Annotated in this window: 2 protein-coding genes; both read right to left on the reverse strand. The window is 50.3% G+C overall.

The window, feature by feature from the left end; genetic code table 11:
- On the reverse strand, positions 1-17,374 hold a 17,374-nt coding region (locus D3222_RS16880), incomplete at its 3' end, for a non-ribosomal peptide synthetase (RefSeq protein WP_118987195.1).
- Positions 17,371-17,661 (reverse strand): hypothetical protein, encoded by a 291-nt coding sequence (locus tag D3222_RS16885; RefSeq protein WP_118987196.1) that lies wholly within the window; start codon positions 17,659-17,661, stop codon positions 17,371-17,373. The genes D3222_RS16880 and D3222_RS16885, both read right to left, overlap by 4 nt.
- Between the last annotated feature and the right edge of the window lie 988 nt (positions 17,662-18,649).

The raw sequence follows: 18,649 nt of genomic DNA on the forward strand, positions 1-18,649 counted from the left end.
AATCCCCGGTGGTGCGGTACATGCGAGCATCCGGTTCATCACTGAACGGATCGATAAGGAACCGTTCAGCCGTCAAATCCGGGCGGTTGAGATAGCCACGCGCGACACCCGCGCCACCCATGTACAATTCCCCCACGGCCCCAAACGGCACCGGCTGGCCGTGATTATCCAGGAGATAAATACGGGTATTCGCTGTCGGGCGCCCGATAGGGATCAACATATCAGTATAGTCTGGCGGGCAACGCCAACAGGTTGCACAGACGGTGATTTCTGTCGGGCCATAAGCATTAAACAGCGTTGCCTTGCTGTACAGCGCCTTAAGCAACATCGCACTGGGCGCTTCGCCACCCAGTATCAAGGTGGGTTTTATCGTTATCGCCGGTAAATCGGCCCCATCCCGTAGCAGAGCGGGGGTCAAACAGGCGTGTGTTACCTGCCGTTCTTCCAGATAATGCCACAGGCGCCGCGGGTCTTGACGAACCGTATCAACCGGCATGTCCAGCGTCGCTCCCCCACACAGCGCCATCATGATTTCCCAGACACTGGCATCAAAACCAAATGAAGCGAATTGCAACAGCCGGCTATCCGAGCGAATGGCAAATTGGGTGATTTTTTCCCAAATTAAATTGACCAGGCCACGATGTTCCACCATTACCCCTTTTGGTGTCCCGGTGGAGCCAGAAGTGTAAATCACATACGCCAGATGTCGTGCGCTGAGCGCCGAAACGTGCGGATTGTTATCCGGCTGATCAGGCAGAACATTCGGATCAAGTATCGTTAACGTCGTAAGTGCCGGTTCGCCTAGCGCGGCCCGGCCCACATTATCCGCCAGTACCACTGACGGCGCCGCATCCGTAAGCATATAAGCCAGCCGATCACCCGGATAGGATGGATCTAAAGGAACATAGGCCCCACCCGCTTTCAGTACCGCCAGCAGCGCCACCACTCTCGACGGTGAACGCGTGACACAAATCGCCACCCGTTGATCGGGCTCTACTCCGAGTGCAATTAACCGATGAGCCAGTCGGTTAGCACACGCATTCAATTCTGCATAGCTGAGAATCCGTTCTTCATAGACCAGTGCCGTAGCCGCAGGATTTTCCGCCACTTGCTGTTCAAACCGGTGATGAATACACAACGAGTCAGCATAAGCCGTTTGCGGGCCATTGCCGACTTTCAGTAGCCGTTTCCTTTCTACCGCCGGCAAAATGTCCAGCCGTCGAACCGGGGTTTCCGGGGCGTGGGCTAGCGCCGCCACCAGACTTTCCAGCGCCTGTTGCAGGTAACCACACACCCGCTCGGCATCAAACGGCTGAGCGATTTGCACGGTCAGCCCCAGTGCATCACCAAAATCGTCCACCGACAGCGTAAACGGATAGTTAGTCCGCTCCTGCGCACCAAGGAATTCGACACCGCTCATGAGTTCATTCGACGTCGCCGACGATGCATTGTGCCGATAGTTCAGCAAGGTACTAAACAGCGGCGTTCCTCCCTGCACCCCGCTACAACGTTGAGCCAGCGCCAACGAGGCATATTCATGTTCCAATAATCCCGCCAGCCGGTGATGTGCTACCTGTACGCTGTCTCGCACCGGGGTATCATCCATATCCAAGCGGAGCGGCAAGGTATTGATAAACAGCCCCATGCCATTTTCAGCCCCTTCACCCGCCGCCATGCGTCCAAACAACACGGTGCCAAAGACCACTCGCTTCTGTCCGCTGGTACGCGACAATACCTGCGCCCAAGCCAAATGGCACAGCGCCGCCAGACTGACACCCAATCGCCGCGCCTGACCACGTAAACGGTCATTTAGCTCAGGTGTCAACATTCGGTGCGATTCGGTCATCCGCGAACCATCATGGCGCACTTCCGCCAACCCAAACGGTAATGTTGGTTCATCGATCTCAGCCAACATCTCAGTAAAGAAACGCGTATGTTCTGCCTGACTCATCCCTAACCGGGACTGCGCCACCAGATTGCGGAAAGGCGCCGGCGCGGGCAAACGGCTTTCCTGCCCGTCAAGGTATACCTGCACTTCGTGACTCATCACATCCAGCGCGGTATGGTCGCCAATCAAATGATGCATCAGTTGCAACACAATCCAGCGGCCATCACCCTCCTGTGCTACCACAAAGCGCAATAGCGGCGCCTGACCCAAATCGAGACGGTATTGGCGGGGGTTAAACCGTTGCGCTAATTGGTCGCTGATCGGCCCATCAACCGGATCTAATGTTAATTCCGTCACCGACAACCGTACCTGACGGCAGACAACCTGCGCCGGCACGGATAATCCCTGCCAGATAAAAGAGGTTCGCAGAATGTCATGACGGTTAATCACCTGCTGAACCGCCGCCAGATAACGATCCAACAGCTTCCGATCAGCAAAGGCCATTTGACCGGCCAACAGATAAGGATCACCTTCGTCTGCCAGCAAATGGTGGAATAAGATCCCGTCCTGTAACGGCGATAACGCATAGATATCCTGAATATTCGCTATCCCACCTGCTACCTGCCCGACGATGTGATCAATTTCAGACTGGGTGAGATCAATCAGCGGTAACATTGCTGGCGTTAACACCGTGATGGCCGGTGTAATAATGTTAGCAGGCACGCTTTCCGCCTGATTCAACCTCAACGTTTGCGCCAGTTCAGACAATACCGGGGATTGGAACAGATCACGGACCGCCAGCGTTAGACCCACGTTACGCAGACGTTCAACCATGCGTACCGCGAGCAACGAATGGCCGCCCAAGGCAAAGAAGCTGTCGTGTCGGCTGATCTGTTCAACGCCCAATAATTCACGCCAGATAGCCGCCAGTATGGTTTCGGTTTCTCCCTGTGGCGCCGCGTAAATCTGGCGGGCAAAGGCGGCCTCCCCCGGGGCGGGTAGTGCCCGGCGATCCAGCTTGCCGTTAGGCGTCAACGGAAAAGCATCCAACCGCACAAAGGCCGCCGGTACCATGTAATCAGGTAACAATCCCCTCAGATGTTCACGCAAGCGGTTAACCAACCCGTCATCCTCGGCCGCCACCACATAAGCCACCAGCCGTTTGTCCTGCCCATCACCTAAAGCCCATACCCGCGCTTCACGCACTCCGGGGTATTCTGTCAGTCGAGTTTCGATTTCGCCCGGTTCAATGCGGAAACCCCGGATTTTAATCTGCTGGTCGTTACGGCCAATAAACACCAGATTGCCATCCGGCAGATAGCAAACTAAATCCCCGGTTCGATACATTCGGGCATCAGCCATTTCACTAAATGGGTCTGCAAGGAAACGTTCGTCAGTCAGTTCAGGGCGGTTGAGATAGCCACGCGCCACACCGACACCACCGATATAGAGTTCACCCACTGCCCCCAACGGCACGGGTTGACCGAGGGCATTCAACAAATAGAGACAGGTGTTAGCCGTTGGGCGCCCGATGGGAACTAGCACACCGGTATAGTCTGATGGACAACGCCAACTGGTCGCACAAACGGTGATTTCCGTCGGGCCATAAGCATTAAATACCGTGGCCTTGTTGCGCAGCGCCTTAAGCAACGCCGCACTGGGCGCCTCACCCCCCAATATCAAGGTGGGTTTTATCGTTATCGCGGGCAAATCCGCCCCATCCCGCAACAGAGCCGGTGTCAAACAGGCGTGCGTCACTGATTGCTCTTGCAGATAATGCCAAAGGTAGTGTGGGTCCTGACGAACAGCCTCATCAGGAATAACCAAGCTGGCGCCACTCCCCAACGCCATCATGATTTCCCAGACACCTGCATCAAAGCCAAATGAGGCAAACTGCAACATTCGGCTAGCAGGCAGAATGTCGAATCGGGCAATTTTATCCTGAATCAGGTTGACTAACCCACGATGTTCCACCATCACCCCTTTCGGCGTGCCGGTCGAGCCGGAGGTGTAAATCACATACGCCAGATGTCGAGAAGTCAATGTAGACCGTTGTGGGTTACTGTCCGGTTGATCAGGCAATGAATTCGGATCAAGTACGGTCTGCCCTGCCAACGCTTTTTCACCCAAGGCAGTACGTCCGGCATCATCCGCCAGTAAAATAGCGGGGGCAGCATCAGTCAAAATATGAACCAGACGTTCACCCGGATAAGCCGGGTCCAATGGCACATAAGCGCCTCCCGCTTTTAACACCGCCAACAGCCCCACTATCCGCGCCGGTGAACTTGCTACGCAAATCGCCACCCGCTGATCCGGCGCGACACCCAGCGCAATAAGTTGGTGCGCCAATCGGTTAGAACAAGCATTTAATTCCCCATAACTGAGGAGCCGCTCTTCACACACTAGCGCCGTAGCCTCAGGATTTTTCTCTACCTGTTGCTCAAATAACTGGTGAATACATAACGAGTCAAGATACGGTGTCTCGGTTATGTTCCAAGTTTCCAGCAACAGTTGGCGCTCCGCCGCTGTCAAAATATCCATTCTGACAACCGACTGTTGAGGATACGTGACCATCGATTGCAGTACCTGATGCAGATACCCCACATGTCGCTCAATGGTGGGTTGATCAAATAGGGCCGTTGCATAATTCAGATAACCGACAATCCGCCCATTCACCTCGGACAAGTTCAGCTCAAGATCGAATTTGATCACATCAAAAGCTTGATCGACAGGTGATACAACCAGCTCCGGTAATACCCATTCGGTATGCTCATTATTTTGCCAGGCAAATATCACCTGAAACAGAGGTGTATGAGCCAATCTGCGCGGCGGTTGCACGATTTCCACCACCTGTTCAAATGGCAAATCTTGATGCTCCTGGGCCGCCAGTGCGGTTTGCCGCACACACGCCAGCAATTCAATCACACTGGGTGCATCTGACAAGTCGATACGTAAAGCTATCGTATTAACAAAGAAACCAATCAGCGATTCCACCTCTTGACGACCGCGCCCTGCACTCGGTGTACCAATAACTAAATCTTCCTGACCCGACAAACGCGACAAAACCGTGGCCCAAGCTGCCAACAGAGTCATAAATAGCGTGACACCCTGCTGCTCACTTAAGCGTTTGAGAGATTGAGTTAACTCTGCATCCAGATTTATCGGCAAGAGATTCCCGGCAAATGACTGTTCAGCCGGACGTGGCCGGTCAGTGGGCAAAGCCAACAATACTGGCGCGTCAGCCAGTACGGTACGCCAATAGTCGGATTGGACCTGTACCCGCTCAGCGGAAAGCCGCTGACGCTGCCAGGCGGCATAATCAGGATATTGAATGGCTAAGGGTGGCAACGGATTTGGCTGTTGGTTCAGGCAAGCTGAGTAAAGAGCGCTCAATTCTGATTTCATCACCCCAAAAGACCAGCCATCAGAGATAATATGATGCTGAGTCAGTAAGAAGAGGTAATCATCATTAGCTAGCTGTACCAGTGCGCAACGAATTAATGGACCACGGGCAAGATCAAACGGTGTTTTAGCTTCCTGAGCACACAGAAATTCAAGCTCTGTTTCCACATCGGACGCTCTGCGAAGATCATAACTTTTTATCGGCAGGCCAAATTCCGCCGGTAATAATTCAACCTGAGGCTGACCATTAACCGCAACGAATACCGAGCGTAACGCTTCATGACGGGCAAACAGCGCATTGAGCGCCTGCTGCCAGGCGGTAATATCTAGCTGACCATGCAAACGCAACACCATCGAAATATGGTAGGTATCACTCACTCCTTCAAACTGCGCCAGGAACCATAGACGCTGTTGAGCCAATGACAACGGCAATTTACCCTGACGAGATATCGGCACCATCGCTGATAATCTCACAATCTCTGATAATCTATTGTGCTGCTCATCGAGCCGGGCGCTTATCGTTTCGGCAAAAGCGGCCAAAGAGGGTGATTTAAACAACGTGGTTAATGGCAATTCAATGCCTAAAGCCGTTATCCGGTTTATCATCCGAACAGCCAACAGGGAATGCCCCCCCAAAGCAAAGAAATTGTCATGTCGACCTATTCGCTCAATGCCAAGCAACTCACGCCAGATAGCCGCTAGTGACGTTTCCATCTCGCCTTGTGGCGCTTCATAGACCTGACGGGCAAAGGCTTCCTCTCCCGGCATCGGGAGTGCCCGGAGATCTCGCTTGTCATTAGGTGTTAGCGGGAAAGCATCCAGACGGACAAAAGCCGACGGCACCATATAATCAGGCAAAAGGGTACTCAAATATTCCCGCAAGCTAGTCACAAGCCCATCATCTCGCTCTGCCACCACATAGGCGACTAGCCGTTTATCCTGTCCATCATTTAATGCCAGTACCAACGCTTCACGCACCGCTGTGTGTTCTGTTAACCGGGCTTCGATTTCCCCCGGCTCAATACGGAAACCCCGGATTTTAATCTGTTGATCGTTACGGCCAACGAAGATCAAATTGCCATCCGGCAGATAACGAGCCAAATCCCCAGTCCGGTACATCCGTGCCTCCGGTTCATCACTGAACGGGTCCATCAGGAAACGTTCAGCCGTCAGTTCAGGACGATTAAAATACCCACAGGCAACCCCATCTCCGCCGACATAAATCTCACCGATCGCCCCCAACGGCACCGGTTGACCATAAGCGTTTAACAGATAAAGGCGCGTATTAGCAATTGGCCGCCCAATGGGGATCCTGGCTTCGCCCGGTGCTAACGCTGTAATGCGATATGTTGTGGTAAAAGTGGCTCCTTCACTTGGACCGTAAGCCTGCAATAATTGCCGTGGTGAACTATCACGCAAAACTTGTGCAATCACCTGTGGATCGGGGACCTCTGCTCCGGTAATCAGCGTTTTTATCTGAGGCAACACCGAGGACAGCGCCGTCGCTAGCCGGTTAAGCAATCCGACACTCATCCACAACATGGTAACCCGATAAACCTGTAAAGCCCGGACCAAATCCGGTGGCGTCAGTAAAGTTATAGGGTCGATAACCACCAGCACACCACCATTAAGCAACGGCGCCCAAACTTCAAAAGTGCTGGCATCAAAAGCCGGGTTAGCGGTAAAAGCCACCCGATCATCCAGCCCGATCTCCGCATAACCATTATTGATAACCAGTCGGACTACCGCTCGATGTGGCACCACTACCCCTTTTGGAGTACCAGTCGAACCAGAGGTATACATGATATATGCTGGTCCAGTGCTAAAACGGGGCAAATTAAGATTAAAACAACCTTCTTCCCCGCTCATGCTGGTCTCTCTAGCAAGTCGGAACACCGGCGTCATCAGGCCAACCGGGATATCAGCCTGTGCATCAGTCAGCAACAATCGAGCCGAACAATCGTTTATCAGCCAATTTTTCCGCTCATCCGGCACCTTGGTATCGACAGGTACATAAACGGCGCCAACCTTGAGAATAGCTAACTGAGCCACTACCAATTCCACCGATCGTTCTAGCAAGATGGCAACATTATCATCAGGCTGAACCCCCTGTTCGATTAACTGATAGGCCAACTGATTAGCACAAACATTCAATTTCGCGTAGCTGAGTTGCTTATCTCCTGCTATTAGCGCGGTAGCCTGCGGGGATTTTTCTACCTGTTGTTCAAATAATTGATGAATACATAGCTGATCAGGATACGCCTTTTCAGTCGCGTTCCAGGTTTTTAACAACAATGTGCGTTCAGTATCCGGCAGAATGTCTAGCGTCCACACCGCTATGTCTGGGGCATGTTCTAGTGCGACCACCAGACTTTCCAGCGCCTGTTGCATATAACCGCATATTCTGTCTGAATCAATCGGTTGAACAATTTGAGCCGTCAGCCCTAGTGCATCACCAAAATCCTCCACCGACAAAACAAACGGATAGTTAGTCCGCTCTTGTCCACCAAGAAATTCAATACCACTTATAACGTTATCCAAGGTTAGCGGCTGCGCATTATGCCGGTAGTTTAGCAACGCACTAAACAGGGGTGTTTCCCCCTGCACACCACTGCAACGCTGGGCCAGTGCCAGTGGCGCATGTTCATGTTCCAGTAATTCAGCAAGCCGGGTATGGGCGGCCTGTACACTCTTCCGCACCGGGGTATCATCGATATCCAACCGCAGTGGTAAGGTATTGATAAACAGCCCCATGCCGTTACCAGCCCCTTCCCCTGCCTGCATACGTCCAAACAACACGGTGCCAAACACGACTTTCTCTTGACCGCTGGTCTGAGATAACACCTGTGCCCAAGCCAGATGGCACAAGGCCGCCAGACTGACACCCAACCGCCGGGCCTGACTACGTAAGCGATTATTCAATATGGTTGTCAACATCCGGTGTGATTGGCTCATCCGTGAACCATCATCACGTACCTCCGCCAACCCAAAAGGCAATGTCGGTTCATCCACTTCTTCCAGCATCTCGGTAAAGAAGCAAGTGTGTGCTTCCTGACTTACGCCTAATCGGGCCTGAGCCACCAAATTACGGAAAGGTACTGGCACAGGCAGGCTATTTTCCTGTCCAGCAAGATGGGCCTGTACTTCGCTGTTCATCACTTCCAGCGTGGTATGGTCACCAATGAGGTGATGCATCAATTGCAGTGCGATCCAGCGACCATCGGTCTCCTGCGCCACAACAAAACGTAACAAAGGAGCCTGATTTAGATCGAGACGATACCGACGTGGGTCAAAACGCTGGTTTAACTGGTCATTGACTGCCCCATCAGCCGGGTTCAGTGTCAATTCAGTCACTGGCAACGATGCCTGACGCCAGACCACCTGCGCCGGAACGGATAATCCTTGCCAGATAAAAGCCGTACGTAGGATGTCATGACGATCAACCAGCCGTTGCATCACCGCTAAATAGCGCTCTAGCATCAGCCGATCAGCAAAGACTATCTGGCTGGCTAACAGATACGGATCACCTTCATTTGCCAACAGATGATGGAATAAGATACCGTCCTGCAACGGTGATAGGGCATAGATATCCTGAATATTGGCAATTCCACCGAGAACTTGTTCGACAATGTGATCAATCTCAGGCTGAGTGAGCTCAATCAACGGCAACATTTCTGGCATCAATACCATAGCCGATGGCGTAATGGCATTCGGCGGTACCACCACAGCCCGATATTGCCCCAATGTCTTGGCAAGTTCGGCAAGCACGGGATACTTAAATAAATCCCGCACAGCTAACGTCAACCCCAGGTTACGCAGATGTTCAACTAACCGTACCGCCAGCAACGAATGGCCACCCAAGGCAAAGAAATTGTCATGTCGGCTAATCTGCACAACACCTAGCAAATTACGCCAGATAGCGGCCAGTGTGGTTTCTGTCCCCCCTTGTGGCGCTGCATAAATCTGACGAGCAAAAGCTTCTTCACTCGGCATCGGTAGCGCCCGACGATCCAGTTTGCCGTTTGGGGTGAGCGGGAATCCATCCAGACGTACAAAAGCCGCTGGCACCATATAGTCAGGTAAAATAGCACTCAAATGCTCACGCAGTCTGGTCGCTAGCCCGTCATCCACCTCCGCCACCACATAGGCAACCAGACGCTTATCTTGCCCATCATTCAACACCAACACCGCCGCCTCACGCACTACAGGAAGCTCTGTCAACCGTGCTTCAATTTCGCCCGGTTCAATGCGGAAACCGCGGATTTTTACCTGCTGGTCATTACGACCAAGGAATTCCAAGTTGCCATCCGGCAGATAACGAGCCAAATCCCCGGTTCGATACATGCGTGCTTCCGGTTTATCGCTAAAGGGATCAACCAGAAAGCATTCAGCGGTCAATTCAGGACGATTGAGATAACCACAAGCCACGCCATCACCACCGACATAAATCTCACCAGTGACACCCTGCGGCACCAGTTGACCATCAACATCTAACAGATAAACCCGCGTATTCGCTATCGGACGACCAATGGGAACCCTCATCGTTCCTTGCGGTAACGCCACAATACGATACATGGTGGTAAAAGTAGTGCCCTCACTGGGGCCATAGGCTTGTAATAATTGTTGTGGTGGATGATTACCTAACACCTGAGCGATCACATGAGGATCGGGGATATCTCCCCCGAAAATCAGCACTTTAATCTGTGAAAAAATCGGAGATAATGCTGCCGCTAGTCGGTTAAACAACCCAATAGTCAGCCACAGAACGGTGATTCCCTGAACCTGTAAAACCCGAATCAACGCCTGCGGCGTCAGCAACGTAGCATGGTCGATAACCACCAACGCACCACCATTAAGTAAAGGCGCCCAAACTTCAAAGGTGCTGGCATCAAAAGCGGGATTAGCGGTAAAGGCAACCCGGTCATCCTGTCCAATTTCGGCATAGCCATTATTGATAACTAACCGCACCACGGCACGATGCGGCACCACGACTCCTTTAGGGGTGCCAGTCGAGCCAGAGGTATACATAATATACGCGGGTTTGGTGCTGGAGCGCCGTAAGTTAGGGTTGAAGCCCGCCTCCTCTCTACTCGCACCGATCTCATTGGAGAGACGGAATAACGGCACAGCCAAACCAACCGGGATATCAGACTGTGCATCGGTGATCAGTAATTTGGCTGAACAGTCGTTTATCAGCCAGTTTTTCCGCTCATCCGGTACTCTGGGATCAATCGGCACATAAACGGCATCAATCTTAAGGATAGCCAACTGGGCAGCTACCAGTTCAGCGGATCGTGCTAACAAAATCGCTACGTGGTCATCCGGTTGGATGCCTTGTTCGATTAGCTGAGCAGCCAACCAGTTAGCATAGCCATTCAATTCCGCATAGCTGAGGCACTTATCCCCTGCTATCAACGCTGTAGCCTCTGGTTTTTTTTCCACCTGTTGCTCAAACAACTGATGGATACACAACTGCCTAGGGTACAGGGTTTCAGTGGCATTCCAGTTTTCCAGCAACAGTTGACGCTCCGACGGCGCCAAAATATCAATTTCACTGACCGATTGCTGAGCATTAGCGACCATCTCTCGCAGTACCGTGTACAGATATCCCACATACCGTTCAATAGTGGGTTGATCAAACAGGGCAGTTGCATAATTCAGATAACCCACAATCCGGCCATCCACCTCAGACAAATTCAGTTCGAGATCAAACTTGGCTGTGTCAAGGAGAGGAGCAACAGGTGAAACAGCCAACCCCGGCAATACCCATTCGGTATGCGCATTGCTCTGCCAGGCAAACATCACTTGAAACAGCGGCGTATGTGCCAATCTGCGCGGCGGTTGCACGATTTCCACCACCTGTTCAAACGGTAGATCCTGATGCTCTTGCGCTGCCAATGCGATTTGTCGCACACGCGTAAGCAACTCAATCACATTGGGTCGACCTGACAAGTCGATACGTAAAGCCAGCGTATTAACAAAGAAACCAATCAGTGATTCCACTTCTTGACGGCGGCGTCCTGCACTCGGTGTTCCAATAACTACATCCTCCTGTCCTGACAAACGTGACAGAACCGAAGCCCAAGCCACCAACAGGGTCATAAATAGCGTGGTGCCTTGCTGCTCACTTAAGTGCTTGAGAGATTGGGTTAATTCAGCATTCAGCTTGACAGACAAGAAATTCCCGGCAAATGACTGTTCAGGCGGACGTGGCCGGTCAGTAGGCAAATCCAATAATACCGGCGCGTCAGCCAGTACGGTACGCCAATAGTCGGATTGTGCCTGTACCCGCTCAGCGGAAAGCCACTGACGCTGCCAGGCGGCGTAATCTGGGTATTGAATGGCTAAGGGTGGTAACGGATATGACTGTTGGTTCAGGCAAGCTGAATAAAGGGCGCTCAATTCTGATTTCAGAACCTCTAAAGACCAGCCATCAGAAATAATATGATGCTGAGTCAGTAAGAAAAGGTAATCATCATTAGCCAGTTGCACCAAAGCAGAACGAATTAATGGACCACGGGCAAGATCAAACGGTGTCTTAGCTTCCTGAGCACACAGAAATTCAAGCTCTGGTTCCACATCTGTCGCTTTACGGAGATCATAATTTTTTATCGGCAGACCAAATTCCTCCGGCAACAATTTAACCTGCGGCTGACCGTTAACCGCAACGAATATCGAGCGTAACGCTTCATGACGGGCAAACAGCGCATTGAGCGCTTGCTGCCAGGCGGTGATGTCTAGCTGACCATGCAAACGCAGAACCATCGGAATGTGGTAGGTTTCACTCACCCCCTCAAACTGAGCCAGAACCCACAGACGCTGTTGAGCCAATGACAATGGCAATTTACCCTGACGGGATATCGGCACAATCTCTGGTAACACAATCGCTGATAACCCAATCGCCGGTAATTTACTATGCTGTTCATCAAGCCGGGTACTTATCGCTTCAGCAAAGGCGCTCAAAGAGGGTGATTTAAACAACGTGGTCAACGGCAATTCAATGCCTAGGGTGGCTATCCGATTGATCATCCGAACAGCCAACAGGGAATGACCACCCAAAGCAAAAAAGTTGTCATGTCGGCTTATTCGCTCAACGCCAAGTAACTCACGCCAGATAGCCGCCAATGTCGTTTCCATCTCCCCTTGTGGCGCTTCATGGATTTGACGGGCAAACGCTTCCTCTCCCGGTATCGGCAACGCCCGAAGATCTCGTTTGCCGTTAGGGGTCAATGGGAAAGCATCCAGACGGACAAAAGCCGTTGGCACCATATAATCAGGCAAAATGGTACTCAAATGGATACGTAGACTGTTCGCCAGCTCCTCATCTGTTTGCGCGACAACATAAGCCACCAGACGTTTGTCCTGACCCTCCCCCAAAGCCAATACAACGGCTTCACGCACCGCTGCGTGTTCTGCTAACCGGGCTTCGATTTCCCCCGGCTCAATACGGAAACCACGGATTTTGACCTGCTGATCGTTACGGCCAACGAAGACCAAATTGCCATCCGGCAAGTAACGAGCCAAATCCCCAGTACGGTACAGACGCGCATCAGCAATATCGCTAAATGGATCAACCACAAAACGTTCAGCCGTCAATTCAAGGCGGTCAAGATAACCGCATGACACCCCATCTCCACCAACATAAATCTCACCGGTCGCCCCTAATGGCACCGGTTGGCTATAAGCGTTCAACAGATAAAGACGCGTGTTGGCAATTGGCCGTCCAATGGGGATCCTGGCTCCGCCCGGTGCCAACTCAGTGATACGATATGTTGTGGTAAAGGTAGTTCCTTCGCTCGGACCGTAAGCTTGTAATAAGTGTTGTGGTGGATTATTGTGCAGAACCTGAGCGATCACCCGTGGATCGGGAACTTCTCCCCCGATAATCAACGTTTTTATCTGAGGCAACACAGGGGACAACGCCGTCGCCAGTTGGTTAAACAAACCGACACTTAGCCACAACACGGTAACATGATAAACCTGCAAAGCTCGGACAAAATCCGATGGTGTCAGTAAAGTTACAGGGTCGATAACCACCAGCGTGCCACCGTTAAGCAACGGTGCCCAAACTTCAAAGGTACTGGCATCGAAAGCGGGATTAGCTGCAAAGGCAACTCGGTCATCAGGGCCAATTTCAGCATAACCATTATTAATAACCAGCCGGACTACCGCTCGATGCGGTACGACTACCCCTTTTGGCGTCCCCGTCGAACCAGAGGTATACATAATATATGCAGCGCCAGTACTGGAACGGGGTAAGTTAAGATTGTAGCCATCCTCTTCGTTACGGGCGTCCGCCTCACCAGAAAGACGGAGTAACGGCACAGCTAAACCAATTGGAATGTCAGATTGAGCATCGGTAAGTAACAATTTGGCTGAACAATCGCTTATCAGCCAATTTTTCCGTTCATCCGGCACTTTAGGATAAACAGGCACATAAACGGCGCCAATCTTAAGGATAGCCAACTGCGCCACCACCAGTTCCGCTGATCGTTCTAGCAAGATGGCAACATGATCATCAGGCTGGATCTCCTGTTCGATTAACTGGCGAGCTAATTGATTAGCACAGGCATTCAATTCCGCATAGCAGAGGATCTTATCTCCAGCTATTAGCGCGGTGGCTTCCGGGGTTTTTTCCACCTGTTGTTCAAACAATTGATGAATACATAACTGATCAGGATAAGCAGTTTCAGTCGCGTTCCAGGTTTTTAGCAACAAGGTACGTTCACTATCCGGCAAAATGTCTAGCGTCCGCACCGCGATTTCTGGGGTACGCTCTAGTGCTGCCACCAGACTCTCCAGCGCCTGTTGCATATAACCGCATATCCTGTCTGGATCAATCGGTTGAACGATTTGAGCCGTCAGCCCCAGAGCATCACCAAAATCCTCCACCGACAAGACAAACGGATAGTTAGTACGTTCCTGCTCACCAAGAAACTCAATCCCATCCATGATTTCATTTGAATTCGTCGGCAATAAATTATGCCGGTAGTTCAGCAATGCACTAAACAGTGGCGTTTCCCCCCGCACACCACTGCAACGCTGAGCCAACGCCAGCGAAGCGTGTTCATGTTCCAGCAATCCAGCCAACCGGGCATGCGTTGCCTGTACACTGCCTCGTACCGGGGTATTATCGATATCCAACCGCAGCGGCAAGGTATTAATAAACAGCCCCATACCACTGTCAGCACCTTCTCCCACTGCCATACGCCCAAACAGTACGGTACCAAATACCACTTTCTCTTGACCACTGGTCTGAGATAACACCTGTGCCCAAGCCAGATGACACAAGGCAGCCAGACTCACCCCCAGACGTCTCGCCTGACAACGCAGGCGATCATTCAACGTGGCCGTCAACATTCGATGTGATTGGCTCATCCGTGAACCATCACCATGTACCTCCATCAACCCAAAGGGCAATGTTGGTTCATCCACTTCTGCCAGCATCTCGGTAAAGAAACGAGTGTGTGCTTCCTGACTGACACCTAACCGAGCCTGAGCCACCAGATTGCGGAAAGGTACTGGTACAGGTAAGTTGTCGCTCTGTCCGTTAAGATAGGCCCGAACTTCGCCGTTCATCACTTCCAGCGTCGTATGGTCGCCAATCAGGTGATGCATTAATTGCAGTGCGATCCAGCGGCCATCACTCTCCTGTGCAACGACCAAGCGTAGCAACGGGGCCTGATTTAGGTCGAGACGATACCGACGTGGGTCAAAACGCAGGTTTAACTGGTCACTGACTGGCCCGTCAGCCGGATTCAACGTCAATTCAGTGACTGACAATTCAGTGACTGACAATTGTGCTTTTCGCCAGACCACCTGCGCCGGAACAGATAATCCTTGCCAAAGAAAAGCGGTACGCAGAATATCGTGGCGATCAATCACTTGTTGCATCGCGGCCAAATAGCGATCCAGCAGACCACGGTCAGCAAAGATCATCGGATAGGCCAGCAGATAAGGGTCACCATCCTTTGCCAACAGATGGTGAAACAAAATACCGTCCTGCAACGGTGACAGCGCGTAGACATCTTGAATATTGGCCGTCCCGCCCGGCACCTGTTCAACGATGTGATCAAGATCTGGCTGAGTGAGATCAATCAGTGGCAACATTGCTGGCGTCAGTGTTGTGGTCACCAATGTAATGACATTCGGCTTCACCACGACAGCCTGATACTGCCCCAGTGTTTGGGCCAGTTCCGACAATACTGGAAATTGGAATAAATCGCGCGCGGCCAATGTAAGTCCAAGGCCACGAAGATGTTCAATCATGCGCATGCCAAGCAGTGAATGGCCGCCTAGCACAAAGAAACTGTCATAGCGACTAATCTGTTCAATACCTAATAACTCACACCAGAGGTCCGCCAACAGGGTTTCCATCTCCCCTTGTGGCGCTGCGTAAATTTGACGAGCAAAAGCCTCTTCGCCTAATCCCAGTAACGCCCGACGATCCAGTTTGCCATTCGGGGTTAATGGGAAAGCATCCAGACGCACAAAAGCCGCCGGGACCATATAATCAGGTAAAACGGCACTCAAATAGCGATGCAGATTATTAACCAATCCCTCATCGGCTTGCGCCGCCACATAGGCAACCAGACGCTTATCTTGCCCATCACTCAACGCCAGCACCGCCGCCTCACGCACCGCCGGAAAAGCGGTCAATCGGGCTTCAATTTCTCCCAATTCAATGCGAAAACCGCGAATTTTGACCTGTTGATCGTTACGACCAAGGAATTCCAAGTTGCCGTCCGGCAGGTAGCGAGCTAAGTCCCCGGTTCGGTACATCCGTGCATTCGGTACATCACTAAAGGGATCGGCCAGAAAGCGTTCAGCGGTCAATTCAGGACGATTGTGATAACCGCAAGCCACCCCGTCGCCACCAATATAAATCTCACCTATCATCCCTGGTGGTACAAGCTGCCCCTGCTCATCCAATAAATAAATACGCGTATTCGCTATCGGACGACCAATAGGAATATTGATCGTTCCTGGAGGTAATACTTCGATTCGGTATGTCGTGGTAAAAGTGGTGCCTTCGGTCGGTCCATAAGCATTCAATAACTGCTGAGGCGGGCTATTACGCAAAACCTGAGCAATGATATGAGGATCGGGCACATCTCCACCGACAATCAAATTTTTCATCTGCGGTAGAACCGGGGACAGCTCTGTCGCCAGTCGGTTAAACAGGCCGATACTTAACCATAAGATATTAATGTGATAACGGCCTAAAACCTGTACAAATTCCGACGGCGTTAGCAAAGTGGTGTGATCGATAACCACCACTACCCCGCCATTAAGTAAAGGCGCCCATACTTCAAAAGTACTGGCATCGAAAGCCGGGTTAGCCGCAAAGGCAACCCGGTCATTGGGTTCAATTTCAGCATAGCCATTATTAATAACCAACCGGACCACGGCACGATGCGGCACCACTACCCCTTTTGGTGTACCAGTCGAGCCAGAAGTGTACATAACATATGCTGGATCGATGCTGGTGCATGGCAAATCAAGGTTGAAACAATCTACTTCCTTGCTCGTGTCTGTTTCACTAGAGAGACGAAATAGTGGAACAGTAAGGTCATTGGGAATATCAACCTGCATATTAGTGAGCAACAATTTGGCTGAGCAATCGTTTATCAACCCGCTTTTCCGCTCATCCGGCACACCGGGATCGATAGGAACATAAACCGCCCCCGCCTTGAGAATAGCCAATTGAGCCACCACCAATTCGATAGATCGCTCTAACAGCATCGCCACGTGGTCATTCCGACCAACTCCCTGCTCAATCAGTTGACGAGTCAGCCTGTTAGCATAGACATTCAGTTCGGTGTAACTTAAGATTTTATCCCCCGCGATTATTGCTATAGCTGTCGGGGTTTGCTCCACTTGCTGTTCAAACAACTGATGGATACATAACTGGTCAGGATAGACGGTTTCAGTGGCATTCCAGGTTTCCAGCAACGGCGTGCGTTCAGCCTCTGACAACAGATCAAGCTTACGGGCGGGTATATCGTCACTCACCTTTTCTGACAACACCGACACTAATCCAGCATCAAAGATATTTCCCTTTTTAGCCATGCTATCTTTCATCTATTTACTACCTCAATAAATCTGTTAGATATTTGAAAACTGTCATTCCCGGCAGCTATCAAAATGTTTTCTCTTACTTTTTTCCCACTTAATCTTTGGAAGAATAAAAACGGGCATACCAAGCGGTAATTAAGATACTCAGGCAACACGTGCTCTCTGGCGCTAAATGTAAATAACTGCTTAATTTCAATTCTGCGGTGATCACTTTTCTGACAACGGAACAAATGGCTCATCAAATGGACCACAAACAGGCGTTCTATTTCGTTCCCACCTTTTATACCCTTCATCTTTCAAGCTGCTGCTTTGTTGGCTGCTTTCACTCACCCCAGTCACATCGTTATCTATGCTCCTGGGGATTCGTTCACTTGCCGCCTCGCTGCAACTCGAAATCTATTAGGTATATACCCGTTATCTTTCAAGTTGCCTCTTTGTTGGCTGCACTCGCTCACCCCGGTCACATAGTTCGCTATGCTCCCGGGGATTCTCTCCCTTGCTGCCGCGATGCATCTTGAAATCCATAGGGTATAGATAAATGCCTTTGATTAACTGACGATGAATTCCATGACTAAAAACCGACTTATCGACGACTATTGATATGAATTTACTTCAATAACTCACTACAAAATAAGCATTCCCTTGCAAACAACGAGCCAATGAAACGCCTTGTCAAATACAATTTATTAAACATTTGCAAAAATAACCTGTACATTTAATTACTTTGAAATACAATCTCAGATTAAAATAAACTTCACCATATGCTATTTCATAATAATAAGACGCTATAGTTAATATAAATATTCATTATATCCAACTCCATGGAAAGTAATTTTAAATTAAAATCAATCTATTTATATATCATTTGATAACAATATAGCCAATATCCGTATCGATGCTATAACACATTGATTATTAGATAACATATTTCAGGATATTTATTATTTAATGTAATTTATCAGATAGTCAGTAATATTGATTAGCGCAGAGTGAAAATAAGCTTCTATCTTTAGATCGTTTAGCTTGCTAATACCTGTCAATATATACATTTAAGTTGTCTTACATGGCAATAATACCAAAGCATAAATCGTTTTCCCTTCTAAAATCCAATACAATTTTAGAATAATTTCTTCATAATTAGGAATATTATCATATATATTACAATTAAATCAGCAGCAGACTTTATATATCCAATTTACACTTAAAAAAACAAATCCATTTTAAATCATCATATAGAACATTAATTCATTCAATAAGTCAATAATAAACCATTTATATAAT

It is taken from the genome of Photorhabdus sp. CRCIA-P01 (genome assembly GCF_003545805.1).
GTDB lineage: Bacteria > Pseudomonadota > Gammaproteobacteria > Enterobacterales > Enterobacteriaceae > Photorhabdus > Photorhabdus antumapuensis.

Coding starts and splice junctions, on each gene's coding strand:
- D3222_RS16885 (WP_118987196.1), bottom strand. CDS start 17,661: ATGAAGGGTATAAAAGGTGGGAACGAAATAGAACGCCTGTTTGTGGTC.